Consider the following 14,453-nt stretch of genomic DNA (forward strand, 5'->3'; position numbering starts at 1 on the left):
GAGCAAATGATGCAGTTCTCTAAAATGCATGGCCTTGGCAACGATTTTATGGTCGTCGACGCGGTAACGCAGAATGTGTTTTTCTCCCCGGAACTGATCCGTCGTCTGGCGGATCGGCATCTGGGCGTGGGGTTCGATCAGCTGCTGGTGGTTGAGCCGCCGTACGATCCCGACCTCGATTTCCACTACCGTATTTTTAACGCGGACGGCAGCGAAGTGAACCAGTGCGGCAACGGCGCGCGCTGTTTCGCCCGCTTTGTCCGTCTGAAAGGGCTGACCAACAAACGTGATATTCGCGTCAGCACGGCCAATGGTCGCATGGTGCTCAGCGTCACCGATGATGAGCTGGTGCGCGTGAACATGGGCGAACCTAACTTCGAGCCTTCCGTCGTGCCGTTTCGCGCAAACAAAGCGGAAAAGACCTATATTATGCGGGCGGCCGAGCAGACAGTATTGTGCGGCGTCGTCTCAATGGGTAACCCGCACTGCGTGATTCAGGTTGATGATGTGGAAACCGCGGCGGTTGAAACGCTCGGCCCGGTGCTGGAAAGCCACGAACGTTTCCCGGAGCGCGCGAACATCGGTTTTATGCAGGTGGTGAAGCGCGAGCACATTCGTCTGCGGGTTTATGAGCGCGGCGCGGGCGAGACTCAGGCCTGCGGAAGCGGAGCCTGTGCGGCAGTGGCCGTGGGCATCTCCCAGGGGTTACTGGCAGAAGAGGTTCGCGTGGAATTACCGGGCGGTCGGCTTGATATCGCCTGGAAAGGACCGGGTCATCCACTGTATATGACTGGCCCGGCGGCACATGTCTATGACGGGTTTATCCATCTATGAAACAACCAGGGGAAGAACTGCAGGAAACAGTGACGGAACTGGACGACAGGGCTGTTGTTGATTATCTGCTGCGCAATCCTGAGTTTTTTATTCGCAATGCACGCGTCGTCGAAGAGATGCGCGTGCCGCATCCGGTTCGCGGGACCGTGTCGCTGGTGGAATGGCATATGGCGCGCGCGCGCAACCACATCAACCAGCTCGAAGAGAACATGACGCTGCTGATGGAGCAGGCCAGCACCAACGAAAGCCTGTTCTATCGTCTGCTGCATCTGCAGGCGCGTCTGGCGTCGGCGCACAGCCTTGACGAGTTCCTCAGCCGCTTCCACCGCTGGGCGCGCGAGCTGGGGCTGGCGGGCGCAACGATTCGTCTTTTCCCTGACCGCTGGCGCATCGGCGCGCCGTCGGGATTTACCCATCTGGCACTGAGCCGTCAGGCGTTTGAGCCGCTGCGCATACAGCGTCTGGGCCATGAACACCACTATCTGGGGCCGCTTAATGGACCTGAGCTGCTGGTGGTGTTGCCGGAGGCCAAAGCGATTGGCTCGGTGGCGATGTCGCTGATGGGGCGCGATGGCGATCTGGGCGTCATCTTATTTACCAGCCGCGACGCGCATCACTATGAGCAGGGGCAAGCCACGCAACTGCTGCAGGAGATCGCCCTGATGCTGCCTGAGCTGCTGGAGCGCTGGATTGAGCGCGTATGACGGACGGACTGCTCGCCACTGACGTCTCGCGCTTTCTGCGCTATCTCGGCGTGGAGCGTCAGCTTAGCCCCATTACGCTGCTTAACTATCAGCGTCAGCTTGATGCCATCATGCAGATCGCCGACGAAATCGGCCTGAAAAGCTGGCAACAATGTGATGCTGCGACGGTACGCGGGTTTGTTGTGCGTAGTCGTAAAAAAAACCTCAGCCCGGCGAGCCTGGCGCTCAGGCTCTCAGCGCTGCGCAGCTTCTTCGACTGGCTGGTCAGCCAGGGGGGCTTAAAAGCCAACCCGGCAAAAGGGATCGCCACGCCGAAGGCGCCGCGCCATCTGCCTAAAAATATTGACGTTGACGACGTAAACCGCCTGCTGGATATCGATCTGAACGATCCGCTGGCCGTGCGCGACCGCGCAATGCTGGAGGTGATGTACGGAGCCGGGCTGCGTCTGTCTGAACTCGTTAATCTTGATCTCAAGCATCTCGATCTGGAATCGGGCGAAGTGTGGGTAATGGGTAAGGGCAGCAAAGAGCGCCGCCTGCCGATTGGCCGCAATGCGGTCTCCTGGATTGAGCACTGGCTTGACCTGCGCGGGCTGTTTGGCTCCGACGAAGATGCGCTGTTCCTGTCGAAACTCGGCAAGCGGATCTCGGCGCGTAACGTGCAGAAGCGCTTTGCGGAGTGGGGCATTAAGCAGGGTCTAAACAGCCACGTGCATCCGCACAAGCTGCGCCACTCCTTTGCAACACATATGCTTGAGTCGAGCGGCGATCTCCGCGGCGTGCAGGAATTGCTTGGCCATGCGAACCTGTCGACAACACAAATTTATACCCACTTAGACTTCCAACACCTTGCCTCGGTGTATGACGCGGCGCATCCACGCGCCAAACGGGGGAAATAATGCGTTTTTACCGCCCACTCGGTCAGATCTCAGCCCTGACGTTTGACCTTGATGACACTCTTTATGACAACCGCGAGGTGATCCTGCGTACCGAGCAGGAGTCCCTGGTGTTTGTGCAGAACTACCATCCCGCGCTGAAGGCGATACAGAACAAGGATTTCCAGAAGCTGCGCCAGTCCCTGCGGGAGACCGAGCCGGACATTTACCACGACGTGACAGAATGGCGTCGTCGCGCGGTTGAGCAGGCGATGCTGAATGTGGGCCTGAGCGCGCAGGATGCCGCCATTGGGGCAGAAGCGGCCATGGAAAACTTCGCCAAATGGCGCAGCCGTATCGACGTGCCGCAGGAAACCCACGACACGCTGGCGAAGCTTGCCGAAAAGTGGCCGCTGGTTGCCATCACCAACGGCAATGCCCAGCCGGAGCTGTTTGGCCTGAGCGATTACTTTGAATTCGTGCTGCGTGCGGGTCCTCACGGGCGCGCGAAGCCGTTCAGTGACATGTACCATCTGGCGGCAGATAAGCTTAACCTGCCGCTGGGTGAGATCCTGCACGTGGGGGATGACCTGACCACAGACGTGGCGGGCGCTATCCGCTGCGGCATGCAGGCCTGCTGGATCAAGCCGGAAAACGCTGACTTGATGATCGCCTCCGATAGCCGTCTTCTGCCGCACGTGGAAATTTCGCGGTTGGCATCCCTCACGACGCTGATATAATCATCAATTGTTCTGTATAAATTAACAGGGTTTTGGCGAATGCGCTTCGCCTGCCCGACATGACGTGACGGTGCCAATGGACGTTTCTTACCTGCTCGACAGCCTTAATGACAAACAGCGTGACGCGGTTGCCGCCTCGCGCACCAACCTGCTGGTGCTGGCTGGAGCGGGCAGTGGTAAGACGCGCGTGCTGGTTCACCGTATCGCCTGGCTGCAGAGCGTGGAAAACTGCTCGCCGTACTCCATCATGGCGGTCACGTTCACCAACAAGGCGGCGGCGGAGATGCGCCACCGCATCGCGCAGCTGATGGGCACCAGCCAGGGCGGCATGTGGGTCGGTACCTTCCACGGTCTGGCGCATCGCCTGCTGCGTGCGCACCACATGGACGCCAACCTGCCGCAGGATTTCCAGATCCTCGACAGCGAAGACCAGCTCCGTCTGCTGAAGCGCCTGATCAAGGCGATGAACCTCGATGAGAAGCAGTGGCCGCCGCGTCAGGCGATGTGGTACATCAACGGTCAGAAAGACGAGGGGCTGCGCCCGCACCACATTCAGAGCTTCGGCAACCCGGTCGAGCAGACCTGGCAGAACGTCTACAAGGCCTATCAGGAAGCGTGCGATCGCGCCGGTCTGGTGGATTTTGCCGAGCTGCTGCTGCGCGCCCACGAGCTGTGGCTCAACAAGCCGCACATTCTGCAGCACTACCGTGAACGCTTTACCAATATCCTGGTGGACGAATTCCAGGATACCAACAATATCCAGTACGCATGGATCCGCCTGCTGGCCGGTGATACCGGCAAGGTGATGATCGTGGGCGATGACGACCAGTCGATCTACGGCTGGCGCGGGGCGCAGGTGGAGAACATCCAGCGCTTCCTCAACGATTTCCCGGGTGCACAGACCATCCGTCTGGAGCAGAACTACCGCTCAACCAGCAACATTCTGAGCGCGGCCAACGCCCTGATTGAGAACAACAACGGGCGTCTGGGTAAAAAGCTGTGGACCGACGGCGTAGACGGCGAACCGATTTCGATTTACTGCGCGTTTAACGAACTCGACGAAGCGCGCTTCGTGGTCAACCGCATCAAAACCTGGCAGGACAACGGCGGCGCGCTGGAGCAGTGCGCCATTCTCTATCGCAGCAACGCCCAGTCGCGCGTGCTGGAAGAGGCGCTGCTGCAGGTGAGCATGCCGTACCGCATTTACGGCGGCATGCGCTTCTTCGAACGTCAGGAAATCAAAGATGCGCTCTCGTATCTGCGTCTGATTGCCAACCGTAACGACGACGCGGCGTTTGAACGCGTGGTGAACACCCCAACCCGCGGGATTGGCGACCGTACGCTGGACGTGGTGCGTCAGGCCTCGCGCGACCGCCAGCTGACGCTGTGGCAGGCGTGCCGCGAGCTGCTGCAGGAAAAGGCCCTTGCCGGACGCGCGGCCAGCGCCCTGCAGCGCTTCCTTGAGCTGATTGACGCCCTGGCGCAGGAAACCGCCGACATGCCGCTGCACGTGCAGACCGACCGGGTGATTAAAGACTCCGGCTTGCGCACCATGTACGAGCAGGAAAAAGGCGAGAAGGGCCAGACCCGTATTGAGAACTTAGAGGAACTGGTCACGGCAACGCGCCAGTTCAGCTACAACGAAGAAGACGAAGACCTGATGCCGCTGCAGGCGTTCCTCTCCCACGCCGCGCTGGAAGCGGGCGAAGGGCAGGCGGACACCTGGCAGGATGCGGTTCAGCTCATGACCCTGCACTCCGCCAAAGGTCTGGAGTTCCCGCAGGTGTTCATCGTTGGCATGGAAGAAGGGATGTTCCCGAGCCAGATGTCGCTGGATGAGGGCGGGCGTCTGGAAGAGGAGCGTCGTCTGGCCTACGTGGGCGTGACGCGTGCGATGCAAAAGCTAACGCTGACCTACGCCGAAACCCGCCGTCTGTACGGTAAAGAGGTCTATCACCGTCCGTCGCGCTTTATCGGTGAACTGCCGGAAGAGTGCGTGGAGGAGGTGCGTCTGCGGGCGAGCATCAGCCGTCCGGTCAGCCATCAGCGCATGGGCTCGCCGATTGCGGAAACCGACACCGGCTACAAGCTGGGCCAGCGCGTGCGCCATTCGAAGTTTGGCGAAGGTACCATTGTGAATCTGGAAGGCAGCGGCGAACACAGCCGCCTGCAGGTGGCGTTCCAGGGGCAGGGGATCAAATGGCTGGTGGCGGCCTACGCGAAGCTGGAAACAGTCTAACATTCAGAAAAATATCATTATTTTGCAATAATCTGCTAGCCTTATACAGTGAAGGTCAATTAATGCCCTTCAGCGTTCCGTTGCGTGTTGACGCCACAGTTATAGCTGGCGTAACATGCGCGCACGATTACGCTAAGAGGACATTCGCCTTGGACACACCCAGTAGATACTGGCTCAATTCCCTGTCATCCAGGAACAACTCCTAAGGCTATCTCCTCTTGCTGATGGCCTTAGTGGTTGTCAGCGACTGCTCTATTCCCGTCGCGCTGAGTCAGGCTGTTTAATGGTCTGAAACCCAATTTGTTTCTGTGTGCCCACCGAACTGTCCGATATTTTTTGCATTGGGAGTCCCGGTCATGTTGAGCGCATTTCAACTCGAAAATAACCGACTGACTCGGCTTGAAGCCGAAGAGTCACAGCCCCTCATTGATGCCGTATGGGTGGATCTGGTCGAGCCGGACGACGATGAGCGCCTTCGCGTACAATCTGAGCTGGGGCAAAGCCTGGCAACGCGCCCGGAACTGGAAGACATCGAAGCATCCGCGCGTTTTTTTGAAGACGAAGACGGCCTGCACATTCACTCCTTCTTCTTCTTTGAAGATGCCGAAGACCACGCGGGTAACTCCACCGTGGCGTTTACCATTCGCGACGGCCGTTTGTTTACCCTGCGCGAACGTGAGCTGCCGGCATTCCGTCTCTACCGCATGCGCGCCCGCAGCCAGGCGATGGTAGACGGCAACGCGTACGAGCTGCTGCTCGATCTGTTCGAGACCAAAATTGAACAGCTGGCGGACGAAATTGAAAACATCTACAGCGATCTGGAAAAGCTGAGCCGCGTGATCATGGAAGGCCATCAGGGCGACGAATATGACGAAGCGTTGTCCACGCTGGCAGAGCTGGAAGATATCGGCTGGAAGGTGCGTTTGTGTCTGATGGATACCCAGCGCGCGCTGAACTTCCTGGTGCGCAAGGCGCGTCTGCCGGGCGGTCAGCTGGAGCAGGCGCGTGAGATCTTACGAGATATCGAATCCCTGCTGCCGCACAACGAATCCCTGTTCCAGAAGGTCAACTTCCTGATGCAGGCGGCGATGGGCTTTATCAACATCGAGCAGAACCGCATCATCAAGATCTTCTCGGTGGTGTCCGTGGTGTTCCTGCCGCCGACGCTGGTGGCATCCAGCTACGGGATGAACTTCGAGTTTATGCCGGAGCTGAAGTGGAGCTTTGGTTACCCGGGGGCGATTATCTTTATGATCCTCGCGGGCCTGGCGCCGTATCTGTACTTTAAGCGTCGTAACTGGCTGTGAGAATCCGCCCGGTGGCGCTACGCTTACCGGGCCTACAGATCCTGTAGGCCCGGTAAGCGCAGCCGCCATCCGGCAAAAAGGCACTACAGCCCTTTACGCACTCTGCGTTGGGTATAAATCGCATCCGCAACGAAAATCGCCAGCGCCACCCAGATAAAGGCGAACGTCACCATCTTATCTGCCCCCGGCACTTCGCCGTAGAACACCACTGCCAGCAGGAACATCAGCGTCGGGCCAATGTACTGGAAGAAGCCCAGCGTGGAGAGACGCAGGCGCGTCGCTGCACCGGTGAAGCACAGCAGTGGAATGGTAGTTACCACGCCCGCCGCCATCAGCATCAGGTTCAGCGACCACGGGTTGCTGCCCATGTGGCTGGTTGGGCTGTCGGCGATGCCGAAGAGATAAATCGCCGCCACCGGCAGCAGCCAGAGGGTTTCAAACAGCATCCCCGTCTGCGCTTCCACCGCAATCTTTTTGCGTACCAGGCCGTAGAAGGCAAAGCTGAACGCCAGGCCGAGGGCGATAATTGGCAGCGAGCCGAATGTCCACAACTGCACCAGTACGCCGCAGAAGGCCAGAATCACCGCTAACCACTGCATCCGGCGGAAGCGTTCGCCGAGGAAAATCATCCCCAGCACAATATTCACCAGCGGGTTAATAAAGTACCCCAGGCTCGCCTCGAGCATGTGATGGTTATTCACTGCCCAGATAAACAGCAGCCAGTTACCACCAATCAGCACGGCAGAGAGTGCCAGCAGGAAGATCTTCTTCGGGGTCTGCAGCAGCGTTTTGACGCCCGACCACTGACGGCTGAGGCTCATCAGCGCAATCATAAAGAAGAACGACCAGATGACGCGGTGAGTGAGGATCTCGTCAGCCGGAACGTAGGCGATAAGCTTGAAGTACGCCGGGGCGATACCCCAAATAAAATAAGCGGCAAGGGCGAGTAAAACGCCCTGCCGCGTCTGTTTAGCATCCATCGGGAAAATCCGTTACAAAAAAGTGAATCAATTTTACCCGATTTTCCCGCCTCAACCCACCATATAAGTGGCGGTTGCGCTGGCGATATAAACCTGTTCTTCGTTGTGTAACTCAACGCGCGCCACGGCAACTTTATTCCCCGCGCGCAGCAGGCTGCTGGTACAGGTAAAGCGATTTCCGCGCCCCGGACGAAGATAGTCGACGCGCAAATCAATGGTGCCCATGCGCGCCAGACGCTGGCGAAGTTCGTCTTCATTAATGGTGTCATGGCGCGTCAGCGTACTGCCCACGCAGACCAGACCTGCCGCCACGTCCAGCGCGGAGGCAATCACCCCGCCGTGCAAAATACTTTGCGCCCAGTTCCCTACCATCATCGGCTGGTTGTTGAAGCTCAGTTGGGCAAAGTCCTTCTCGTAACGCTCCAGCTCCAGTCCCAGCGCGCGGTTAAACGGCATATGGTAAACAAAAATCTCGCCCACGAGTTTTAACACTTCTTCGGCGGTAAGCATGGCTGACATGAGGCATCACATCCTTATTGTTAACGAAATGTTGATTTTATGCCTCGGCAACGAGGAATGCCACTTTCAGAAACGAGGATGCAGCAGTTGTCGCAGAAGTCTGTAGAATGTTCGCCACATAACTATTCAATCAATTTTACTCTTTTGCAGGAGAACACCACCGATGCGGACGTATCTGGCCTGGTTACTGGCGGCGGTTTCGCTGCCCCTCACAGCCTATGCACAGGAAGCGACAATCAAAGAGGTGCACGATAAGCCTGCCGTTCACGGTAGCATTATCGCGAACCTTCTTCAGGAGCATGACAATCCGTTCACGCTCTATCCGTATGACACCAACTACGTGATTTATACCCAGACCAGCGATCTCAACAAAGAGGCGATAAGCTCCTATAACTGGTCTGATAATGCGCGTAAAGATGAGGTGAAGTTCCAGCTCAGCCTCGCCTTCCCGTTCTGGCGCGGCATTCTGGGGCCGAACTCGGTGTTTGGTGCCTCTTATACGCAGAAGTCCTGGTGGCAGCTCTCAAACAGTGGGGAATCCTCGCCGTTCCGCGAAACCAACTATGAGCCGCAGCTGTTCCTCGGCTTCGCAACGGACTATGAATTTGCCGGCTGGACGCTGCGCGATGTCGAAGTGGGCTTTAACCATGATTCTAACGGGCGTTCCGATCCGACATCCCGTAGCTGGAACCGCGCCTATACGCGCCTGATGGCGCAGAACGGTAACTGGATGGTGGAAGTGAAGCCGTGGTATGTGGTCGGCAGCACGGATGACAACCCGGACATCACCAAATATATGGGCTACTACCAGCTTAAAGTCGGCTACCAGCTAGGTGATGCCGTGCTGAGTGCGAAAGGCCAGTACAACTGGAACACCGGCTACGGCGGTGCGGAAGTGGGCTTAAGCTATCCGGTAAGCAAGCATGTTCGCCTTTATACGCAAGTCTACAGCGGCTACGGCGAGTCGCTTATCGATTACAACTTCAACCAGACCCGCGTCGGCGTGGGCGTGATGCTGAACGATATTCTCTAGCTTGCTCGAATGTTTTTGCGTTAAACGTTGAAGTTTCTCTCTCAGGCGCTGAAAATAGCGCCTGTTTCATTTCAGGCATATGGGGTTAATGTGGCGCAGGCGGAAGTATTGAATCAGGAGTCGCTGGCTAAACAGGTTTTGCATGAAACCTTTGGCTACCAGCAGTTCCGCCCTGGCCAGGAAACCATCATTGAAACGGTGCTGGAAGGCCGTGACTGCCTGGTGGTGATGCCGACCGGCGGCGGTAAATCCCTCTGTTATCAGGTGCCCGCGCTGGTGCTTAACGGCCTGACGGTCGTGGTATCCCCGCTTATTTCGCTAATGAAAGATCAGGTTGACCAGCTGCTCGCCAACGGCGTGGCGGCGGCCTGCCTTAACTCGACCCAAACCCGGGAGCAGCAACAAGAGGTGATGGCCGGGTGTCGCACAGGGCAGATCCGTCTGCTGTATATCGCGCCGGAACGCCTGATGCTGGATAACTTCCTCGACCATCTCGCGCACTGGAATCCGGTCCTGCTGGCGGTGGATGAAGCGCACTGTATTTCCCAGTGGGGACACGATTTCCGCCCGGAATACGCCGCCCTCGGCCAGCTGCGTCAGCGCTTCCCCGAGCTGCCGTTTATGGCGCTTACCGCCACGGCAGATGATACCACCCGTCTGGACATCGTTCGTCTGCTGGGGCTGAACGACCCTTATATTCAGGTCAGCAGCTTCGACCGCCCCAACATCCGCTACATGCTGATGGAAAAATTCAAGCCGCTGGATCAGCTCCTGCGCTACGTCCAGGAGCAGCGCGGCAAGTCCGGCATCATCTACTGCAACAGTCGGGCGAAGGTGGAAGACACCGCCGCGCGGCTGCAAAACCGCGGCTTTAGCGCCGCCGCCTATCATGCCGGGTTAGAGAACCACATCCGCGCCGACGTGCAGGAGAAATTCCAGCGTGATGATCTGCAGATCGTGGTTGCGACGGTGGCGTTCGGGATGGGCATCAACAAGCCGAACGTGCGCTTTGTGGTGCACTTCGACATTCCGCGCAATATCGAATCCTACTATCAGGAAACCGGCCGCGCCGGGCGTGACGGCCTGCCTGCGGAAGCGATGCTGTTTTACGATCCGGCCGATATGGCATGGCTGCGCCGCTGCCTGGAGGAAAAACCGCAGGGGCAACTGCAGGATATTGAGCGGCACAAGCTCAACGCGATGGGCGCGTTTGCCGAAGCGCAAACCTGCCGTCGTCTGGTGCTGCTCAACTACTTTGGCGAAGGGCGACAGGAGCCCTGCGGTAACTGCGATATCTGCCTGGATCCGCCGAAACAGTATGATGGTCTGATGGACGCACGTAAGGCACTCTCGACCATTTACCGCGTGAACCAGCGCTTCGGGATGGGCTACGTGGTGGAGGTGCTGCGGGGTGCCAACAACCAGCGTATCCGCGACATGGGCCACGACAAGCTGCCTGTCTACGGTATTGGCAAGGACCAGAGCCACGAGCACTGGGTCAGCATTATTCGTCAGCTGATCCACCTCGGCTTTGCCACGCAGAACATTGCTCAGCACTCCGCGCTACAGCTGACCGAAGCGGCGCGTCCGGTCCTGCGCGGTGACGTTGAACTGAAGCTCGCCGTGCCGCGCGTGGTCGCCCTCAAGCCGCGGGTGATGCAAAAATCGTACGGCGGCAACTACGACCGCAAGCTGTTCGCCAAACTGCGCAAGCTGCGTAAAGCCATCGCCGATGAAGAGAATATCCCGCCTTACGTGGTGTTCAACGACGCGACCCTGATTGAGATGGCCGAGCAAATGCCGCTCAGCGCCAGCGAAATGCTCAGCGTCAACGGCGTCGGCACGCGCAAGCTGGAGCGCTTCGGTAAAGAGTTTATGGCGCTCATCCGTTCTCACGCCGACGGTGATGATGAGGAGTAGTCAGCCGGGCGAAAAAGTGCCAGGATGATGACTCACTGAATTATTTCCCCGCGAGTTAATTATGTTGATGCTATTTCTCACCGTGGCGTTAGTGCACATTGTTGCGCTGATGAGCCCGGGACCTGACTTTTTCTTCGTGTCACAAACGGCCGTCAGCCGCTCCCGCAAAGAGGCGATGATGGGCGTGCTCGGTATCACCATGGGCGTTATGGTCTGGGCGGCCGTTGCGCTGCTCGGTCTGAACCTGATCCTGGCGAAGATGGCCTGGCTGCATAACATCATTATGGTCGGCGGCGGGCTGTACCTGTGCTGGATGGGCTACCAGATGCTGCGCGGGGCGCTGAAGAAAGAAGAGAAAAAACCGGAAGAGCCAAAGGTAGAGCTGGCAACGGGCGGCCGCAGCTTTGTAAAAGGGCTGCTGACCAACCTGGCGAACCCGAAAGCGATTATCTATTTCGGCTCCGTGTTCTCGCTGTTTGTGGGGGATAGCGTCGGTGCGGGCGCACGCTGGGGCATCTTCCTGCTGATCGTTGTGGAAACCTTTGCCTGGTTTACCATCGTGGCCAGCCTGTTTGCCTTACCGGCGATGCGCCGTGGCTACCAGCGTATCGCGAAGTGGATTGACGGCTTCGCCGGCGCGCTGTTCGCCGGCTTCGGCATTCATCTCATTATCTCTCGCTAAGCATGACGCGCTGACGCAAGCAGCGCGCCAACCAGCATAAACAGCGAACCAAAGACTTTATTCAGGGCCTTCATCTGCTTAGGCCCTTTAATCCACGCCGCAATCCGCTGCGCCAGCGTCGCGTAACCAATCATCACGATGATATCGACAATAATGGTGGTCGCGCCCAGCACCACGTACTGCATCACCTGGGGCTGATGCGGCACGATAAACTGCGGGAACAGCGCGGCGAGGAACACAATGCTCTTCGGGTTGGTCAGGTTGACGAAGACCGCGCGCTTAAACAGATGGCCGCGGTTTTGCGTCTTCGCGAGCGTGTTGAGGTTAATGGAGCCTGCCGCGCGCCACTGCTGGATGCCGAGCCAAATCAGATACGCCGCCCCGGCCCATTTCAGCACTTCAAAGGCCAGCACGGAGCGGGAGAACAAGGTTCCCAGACCAATCCCGACCAGCACGATATGAATGCCCAGCCCGGTCTGCAAACCGGCAATGGATGCCGCCGCACCGCGATAGCCGTGGTTGATGGAGGTGGTCATGGTGTTAATGGCGCCCGAGCCCGGTGAAAGGCTAAGGATGATGGATGTCAGCAGGTAAGCGAACCACCACTCGAAGGTCATTTGAAACTCCCGAAACGTCTGTTTTTATGCCACAATACGCTATTGTTGAGTCATTTTGTGACCGGTTACGAAAAAACGATATTCCTTGGCATAGGTGAGTAGAAACCCGATGTTTCAGCAGAAAAAGGACTGGGAAACACGAGAAAACGCATTTGCTGCTTTCTCCATGGGGCCGCTGACCGATTTCTGGCGCCAGCGTGAGGAAGATGCGTTTACGGGCGTCGGCGGCATCCCGGTACGCTTCGTTCGTTTCCGTAATGAAAAAAATGATCGGGTCATCGTGGTCTGCCCGGGGCGTATTGAAAGCTACGTTAAATACGCCGAACTGGCCTATGACCTGGTCCATATGGGGTTCGATGTGCTCATCATCGACCATCGAGGACAGGGGCTGTCCGGGCGCATGCTTCCGGATACGCACCGTGGGCACGTCGATCGCTTCAGCGATTACGTCGACGATTTTGCCGCGTTCTGGCAGCAGGAAGTTCAGCCCGGTCCCTGGCGTAAGCGATACATCCTTGCGCACTCCATGGGGGGCGCGATATCGACGCTGTTTTTGCAGCGTTATGAACACCAGTGCGATGCCATTGCGCTGACCGCGCCGATGTACGGTATCGTCATACGTTTCCCGGACTGGATGGTGCGCCATCTTCTTGACTGGGCTGAGGGCCATCAGCGCATTCGTGAAGGCTATGCCATCGGAACCGGACGCTGGCGCGCGCTGCCGTTCGCCATCAACGTCTTAACCCACAGTCGGCAGCGTTATCGCCGCAATCTGCGCTTTTATGCCGATGAACCACGCTTACGCGTCGGCGGCCCGACCTGGCACTGGGTGCGGGAAGGTATTCTGGCCGGTGAGCAGGTGCTGGCAGGCGTGGGCGATGATGACACGCCGACGCTTCTGATCCAGGCGGAAGAAGAGCGTGTGGTGGATAACCGCATGCATGACCGCTATTGTGAACTGCGCGCCGCCGCCGGTCACCCCTGCGAAGGGGGTAAACCGCTGGTCATCAACGGCGCGTACCATGAGATCCTTTTTGAAAAGGACGCTATGCGCTCAGTCGCGCTCAACGCCATTGTTGAATTTTTCAACAGGCATAATTGATTATCGTTTTCCACCAGAGGTTGAAATCCCTATGTACCAGGTTGTTGCATCTGATTTAGATGGCACGCTGCTTTCCCCTGACCACACCCTGTCGCCTTACGCGAAAGAGACCCTAAAGCTGCTGACGGCACGGGGCGTGAACTTTGTGTTTGCCACCGGCCGCCACCATGTCGACGTGGGGCAGATCCGCGATAATCTTGAGATCAAATCGTACATGATCACCTCCAACGGTGCGCGCGTGCATGATACCGACGGCAACCTGATCTTCACCCACAACCTGGATCGCGATATTGCCGCCGATCTGTTTGGCGTGGTGCACAATAATCCGGCTATCGTCACGAACGTTTACCGTGACGACGACTGGTTCATGAACCGCCACCGTCCGGATGAAATGCGTTTCTTCAAAGAAGCGGTATTTAACTACTCCCTGTACGAGCCGGGCCTTCTTGAGCCAGAGGGGATCAGTAAGGTGTTCTTCACCTGCGACAGCCACGAAGAACTGCTCCCGCTGGAACAGGCGATCAACGCCCGCTGGGGCGATCGCGTTAACGTCAGCTTCTCAACGCTCACCTGTCTGGAAGTGATGGCGGGAGGTGTCTCGAAAGGCCACGCCCTGGAAGCGGTCGCGAAACGTCTGGGCTTCGAGCTGAAAGACTGTATCGCCTTTGGTGACGGCATGAACGATGCCGAAATGCTGTCGATGGCGGGCAAGGGCTGCATCATGCAGAACGCGCATCAGCGTCTGAAAGATCTGCACCCGGAGCTGGAGGTGATTGGTTCTAACGCTGACAACGCGGTACCGAAATACCTGCGCAAGCTGTTCCTTGAATAATCTTCATTTGATTGTTTATTGCTCAGATGTCAACTAAAGAGTTCGCTACAATGCCTGTCCTTCTTTCTG

Annotated in this window: 15 protein-coding genes; 12 read left to right on the forward strand and 3 right to left on the reverse strand. The window is 57.8% G+C overall.

What is annotated here, in order from left to right:
* Positions 1-9: 9 nt before the first annotated feature.
* The 7 genes from dapF to corA all read left to right on the forward strand — a co-directional run bounded on the left by dapF (position 10) and on the right by corA (position 6,699).
* Positions 10-834, forward strand: coding sequence for a diaminopimelate epimerase (dapF, locus tag F3J31_RS22560; RefSeq protein WP_008501545.1), 825 nt, complete (start codon positions 10-12; stop codon positions 832-834).
* A complete protein-coding gene (locus F3J31_RS22565) occupies positions 831-1,538 on the forward strand; it encodes a DUF484 domain-containing protein (RefSeq protein ID WP_167215644.1) in 708 nt (235 codons plus the stop codon). Before dapF ends, F3J31_RS22565 begins: the two co-directional genes overlap by 4 nt.
* Positions 1,535-2,437, forward strand: coding sequence for a tyrosine recombinase XerC (gene xerC / locus F3J31_RS22570; protein WP_024907983.1), 903 nt, complete (start codon positions 1,535-1,537; stop codon positions 2,435-2,437). The genes F3J31_RS22565 and xerC overlap by 4 nt, the downstream gene beginning before the upstream one ends.
* On the forward strand, positions 2,437-3,153 hold the full coding sequence (gene yigB / locus F3J31_RS22575) for a 5-amino-6-(5-phospho-D-ribitylamino)uracil phosphatase YigB (RefSeq protein WP_167215647.1): 717 nt from the start codon (positions 2,437-2,439) through the stop codon (positions 3,151-3,153). The genes xerC and yigB overlap by 1 nt, the downstream gene beginning before the upstream one ends.
* 76 nt (positions 3,154-3,229) lie before the next feature.
* Positions 3,230-5,392 carry a DNA helicase II gene (uvrD, locus tag F3J31_RS22580; protein WP_023333805.1) on the forward strand — a complete coding sequence of 721 codons (2,163 nt, stop codon included), beginning with the start codon at positions 3,230-3,232 and terminating at the stop codon, positions 5,390-5,392.
* Between the two features lie 149 nt (positions 5,393-5,541).
* A complete protein-coding gene (gene ysgD / locus F3J31_RS23490) occupies positions 5,542-5,598 on the forward strand; it encodes a YsgD/CorL family protein (protein WP_212743980.1) in 57 nt (18 codons plus the stop codon).
* Between the two features lie 150 nt (positions 5,599-5,748).
* Positions 5,749-6,699, forward strand: coding sequence for a magnesium/cobalt transporter CorA (gene corA, locus F3J31_RS22585; protein WP_008501540.1), 951 nt, complete (start codon positions 5,749-5,751; stop codon positions 6,697-6,699).
* Positions 6,700-6,782: 83 nt separating this feature from the next.
* On the opposite strand, the gene rarD is transcribed toward corA, so the two are convergent.
* Both rarD and yigI read right to left on the reverse strand, forming a co-directional pair.
* Positions 6,783-7,679: an EamA family transporter RarD gene (gene rarD / locus F3J31_RS22590; protein WP_045909225.1), complete on the reverse strand. Its 897-nt coding sequence runs from the start codon at positions 7,677-7,679 to the stop codon at positions 6,783-6,785.
* Positions 7,680-7,730: 51 nt separating this feature from the next.
* Positions 7,731-8,198: an acyl-CoA thioesterase YigI gene (yigI, locus tag F3J31_RS22595; RefSeq protein WP_008501538.1), complete on the reverse strand. Its 468-nt coding sequence runs from the start codon at positions 8,196-8,198 to the stop codon at positions 7,731-7,733.
* Positions 8,199-8,361: 163 nt separating this feature from the next.
* On the opposite strand from yigI, the gene pldA reads away from it, so the two are divergent.
* The 3 genes from pldA to rhtC all read left to right on the forward strand — a co-directional run bounded on the left by pldA (position 8,362) and on the right by rhtC (position 11,833).
* Positions 8,362-9,231 carry a phospholipase A gene (gene pldA / locus F3J31_RS22600; RefSeq protein ID WP_023615553.1) on the forward strand — a complete coding sequence of 290 codons (870 nt, stop codon included), beginning with the start codon at positions 8,362-8,364 and terminating at the stop codon, positions 9,229-9,231.
* A gap of 90 nt (positions 9,232-9,321) precedes the next feature.
* Entirely contained in the window at positions 9,322-11,151 is a 1,830-nt protein-coding gene (recQ, locus tag F3J31_RS22605) for an ATP-dependent DNA helicase RecQ (protein ID WP_032644788.1), read from the forward strand.
* Positions 11,152-11,212: 61 nt separating this feature from the next.
* Positions 11,213-11,833, forward strand: a complete 621-nt coding sequence (gene rhtC / locus F3J31_RS22610; protein WP_010426287.1) for a threonine export protein RhtC — start codon at positions 11,213-11,215, stop codon at positions 11,831-11,833.
* On the opposite strand, the gene rhtB is transcribed toward rhtC, so the two are convergent.
* Positions 11,830-12,450, reverse strand: a complete 621-nt coding sequence (rhtB, locus tag F3J31_RS22615) for a homoserine/homoserine lactone efflux protein (protein ID WP_167215650.1) — start codon at positions 12,448-12,450, stop codon at positions 11,830-11,832. The two genes, rhtC and rhtB, sit on opposite strands and share 4 nt — an antisense overlap.
* Before the next feature lie 109 nt (positions 12,451-12,559).
* Here rhtB and pldB point away from each other — a divergent pair, with 109 nt between their 5' ends.
* Both pldB and yigL read left to right on the forward strand, forming a co-directional pair.
* The gene (gene pldB / locus F3J31_RS22620) at positions 12,560-13,552 is read left to right on the forward strand and encodes a lysophospholipase L2 (protein ID WP_045417641.1); all 993 of its coding nucleotides are present in this window, start codon (positions 12,560-12,562) and stop codon (positions 13,550-13,552) included.
* Positions 13,553-13,583: 31 nt separating this feature from the next.
* The gene (gene yigL, locus F3J31_RS22625; RefSeq protein ID WP_021242854.1) at positions 13,584-14,384 is read left to right on the forward strand and encodes a sugar/pyridoxal phosphate phosphatase YigL; all 801 of its coding nucleotides are present in this window, start codon (positions 13,584-13,586) and stop codon (positions 14,382-14,384) included.
* Positions 14,385-14,453 lie beyond the last annotated feature (69 nt).

This window comes from Enterobacter sp. Acro-832 (genome assembly GCF_011752745.1).
Lineage (GTDB): Bacteria > Pseudomonadota > Gammaproteobacteria > Enterobacterales > Enterobacteriaceae > Enterobacter > Enterobacter quasiroggenkampii.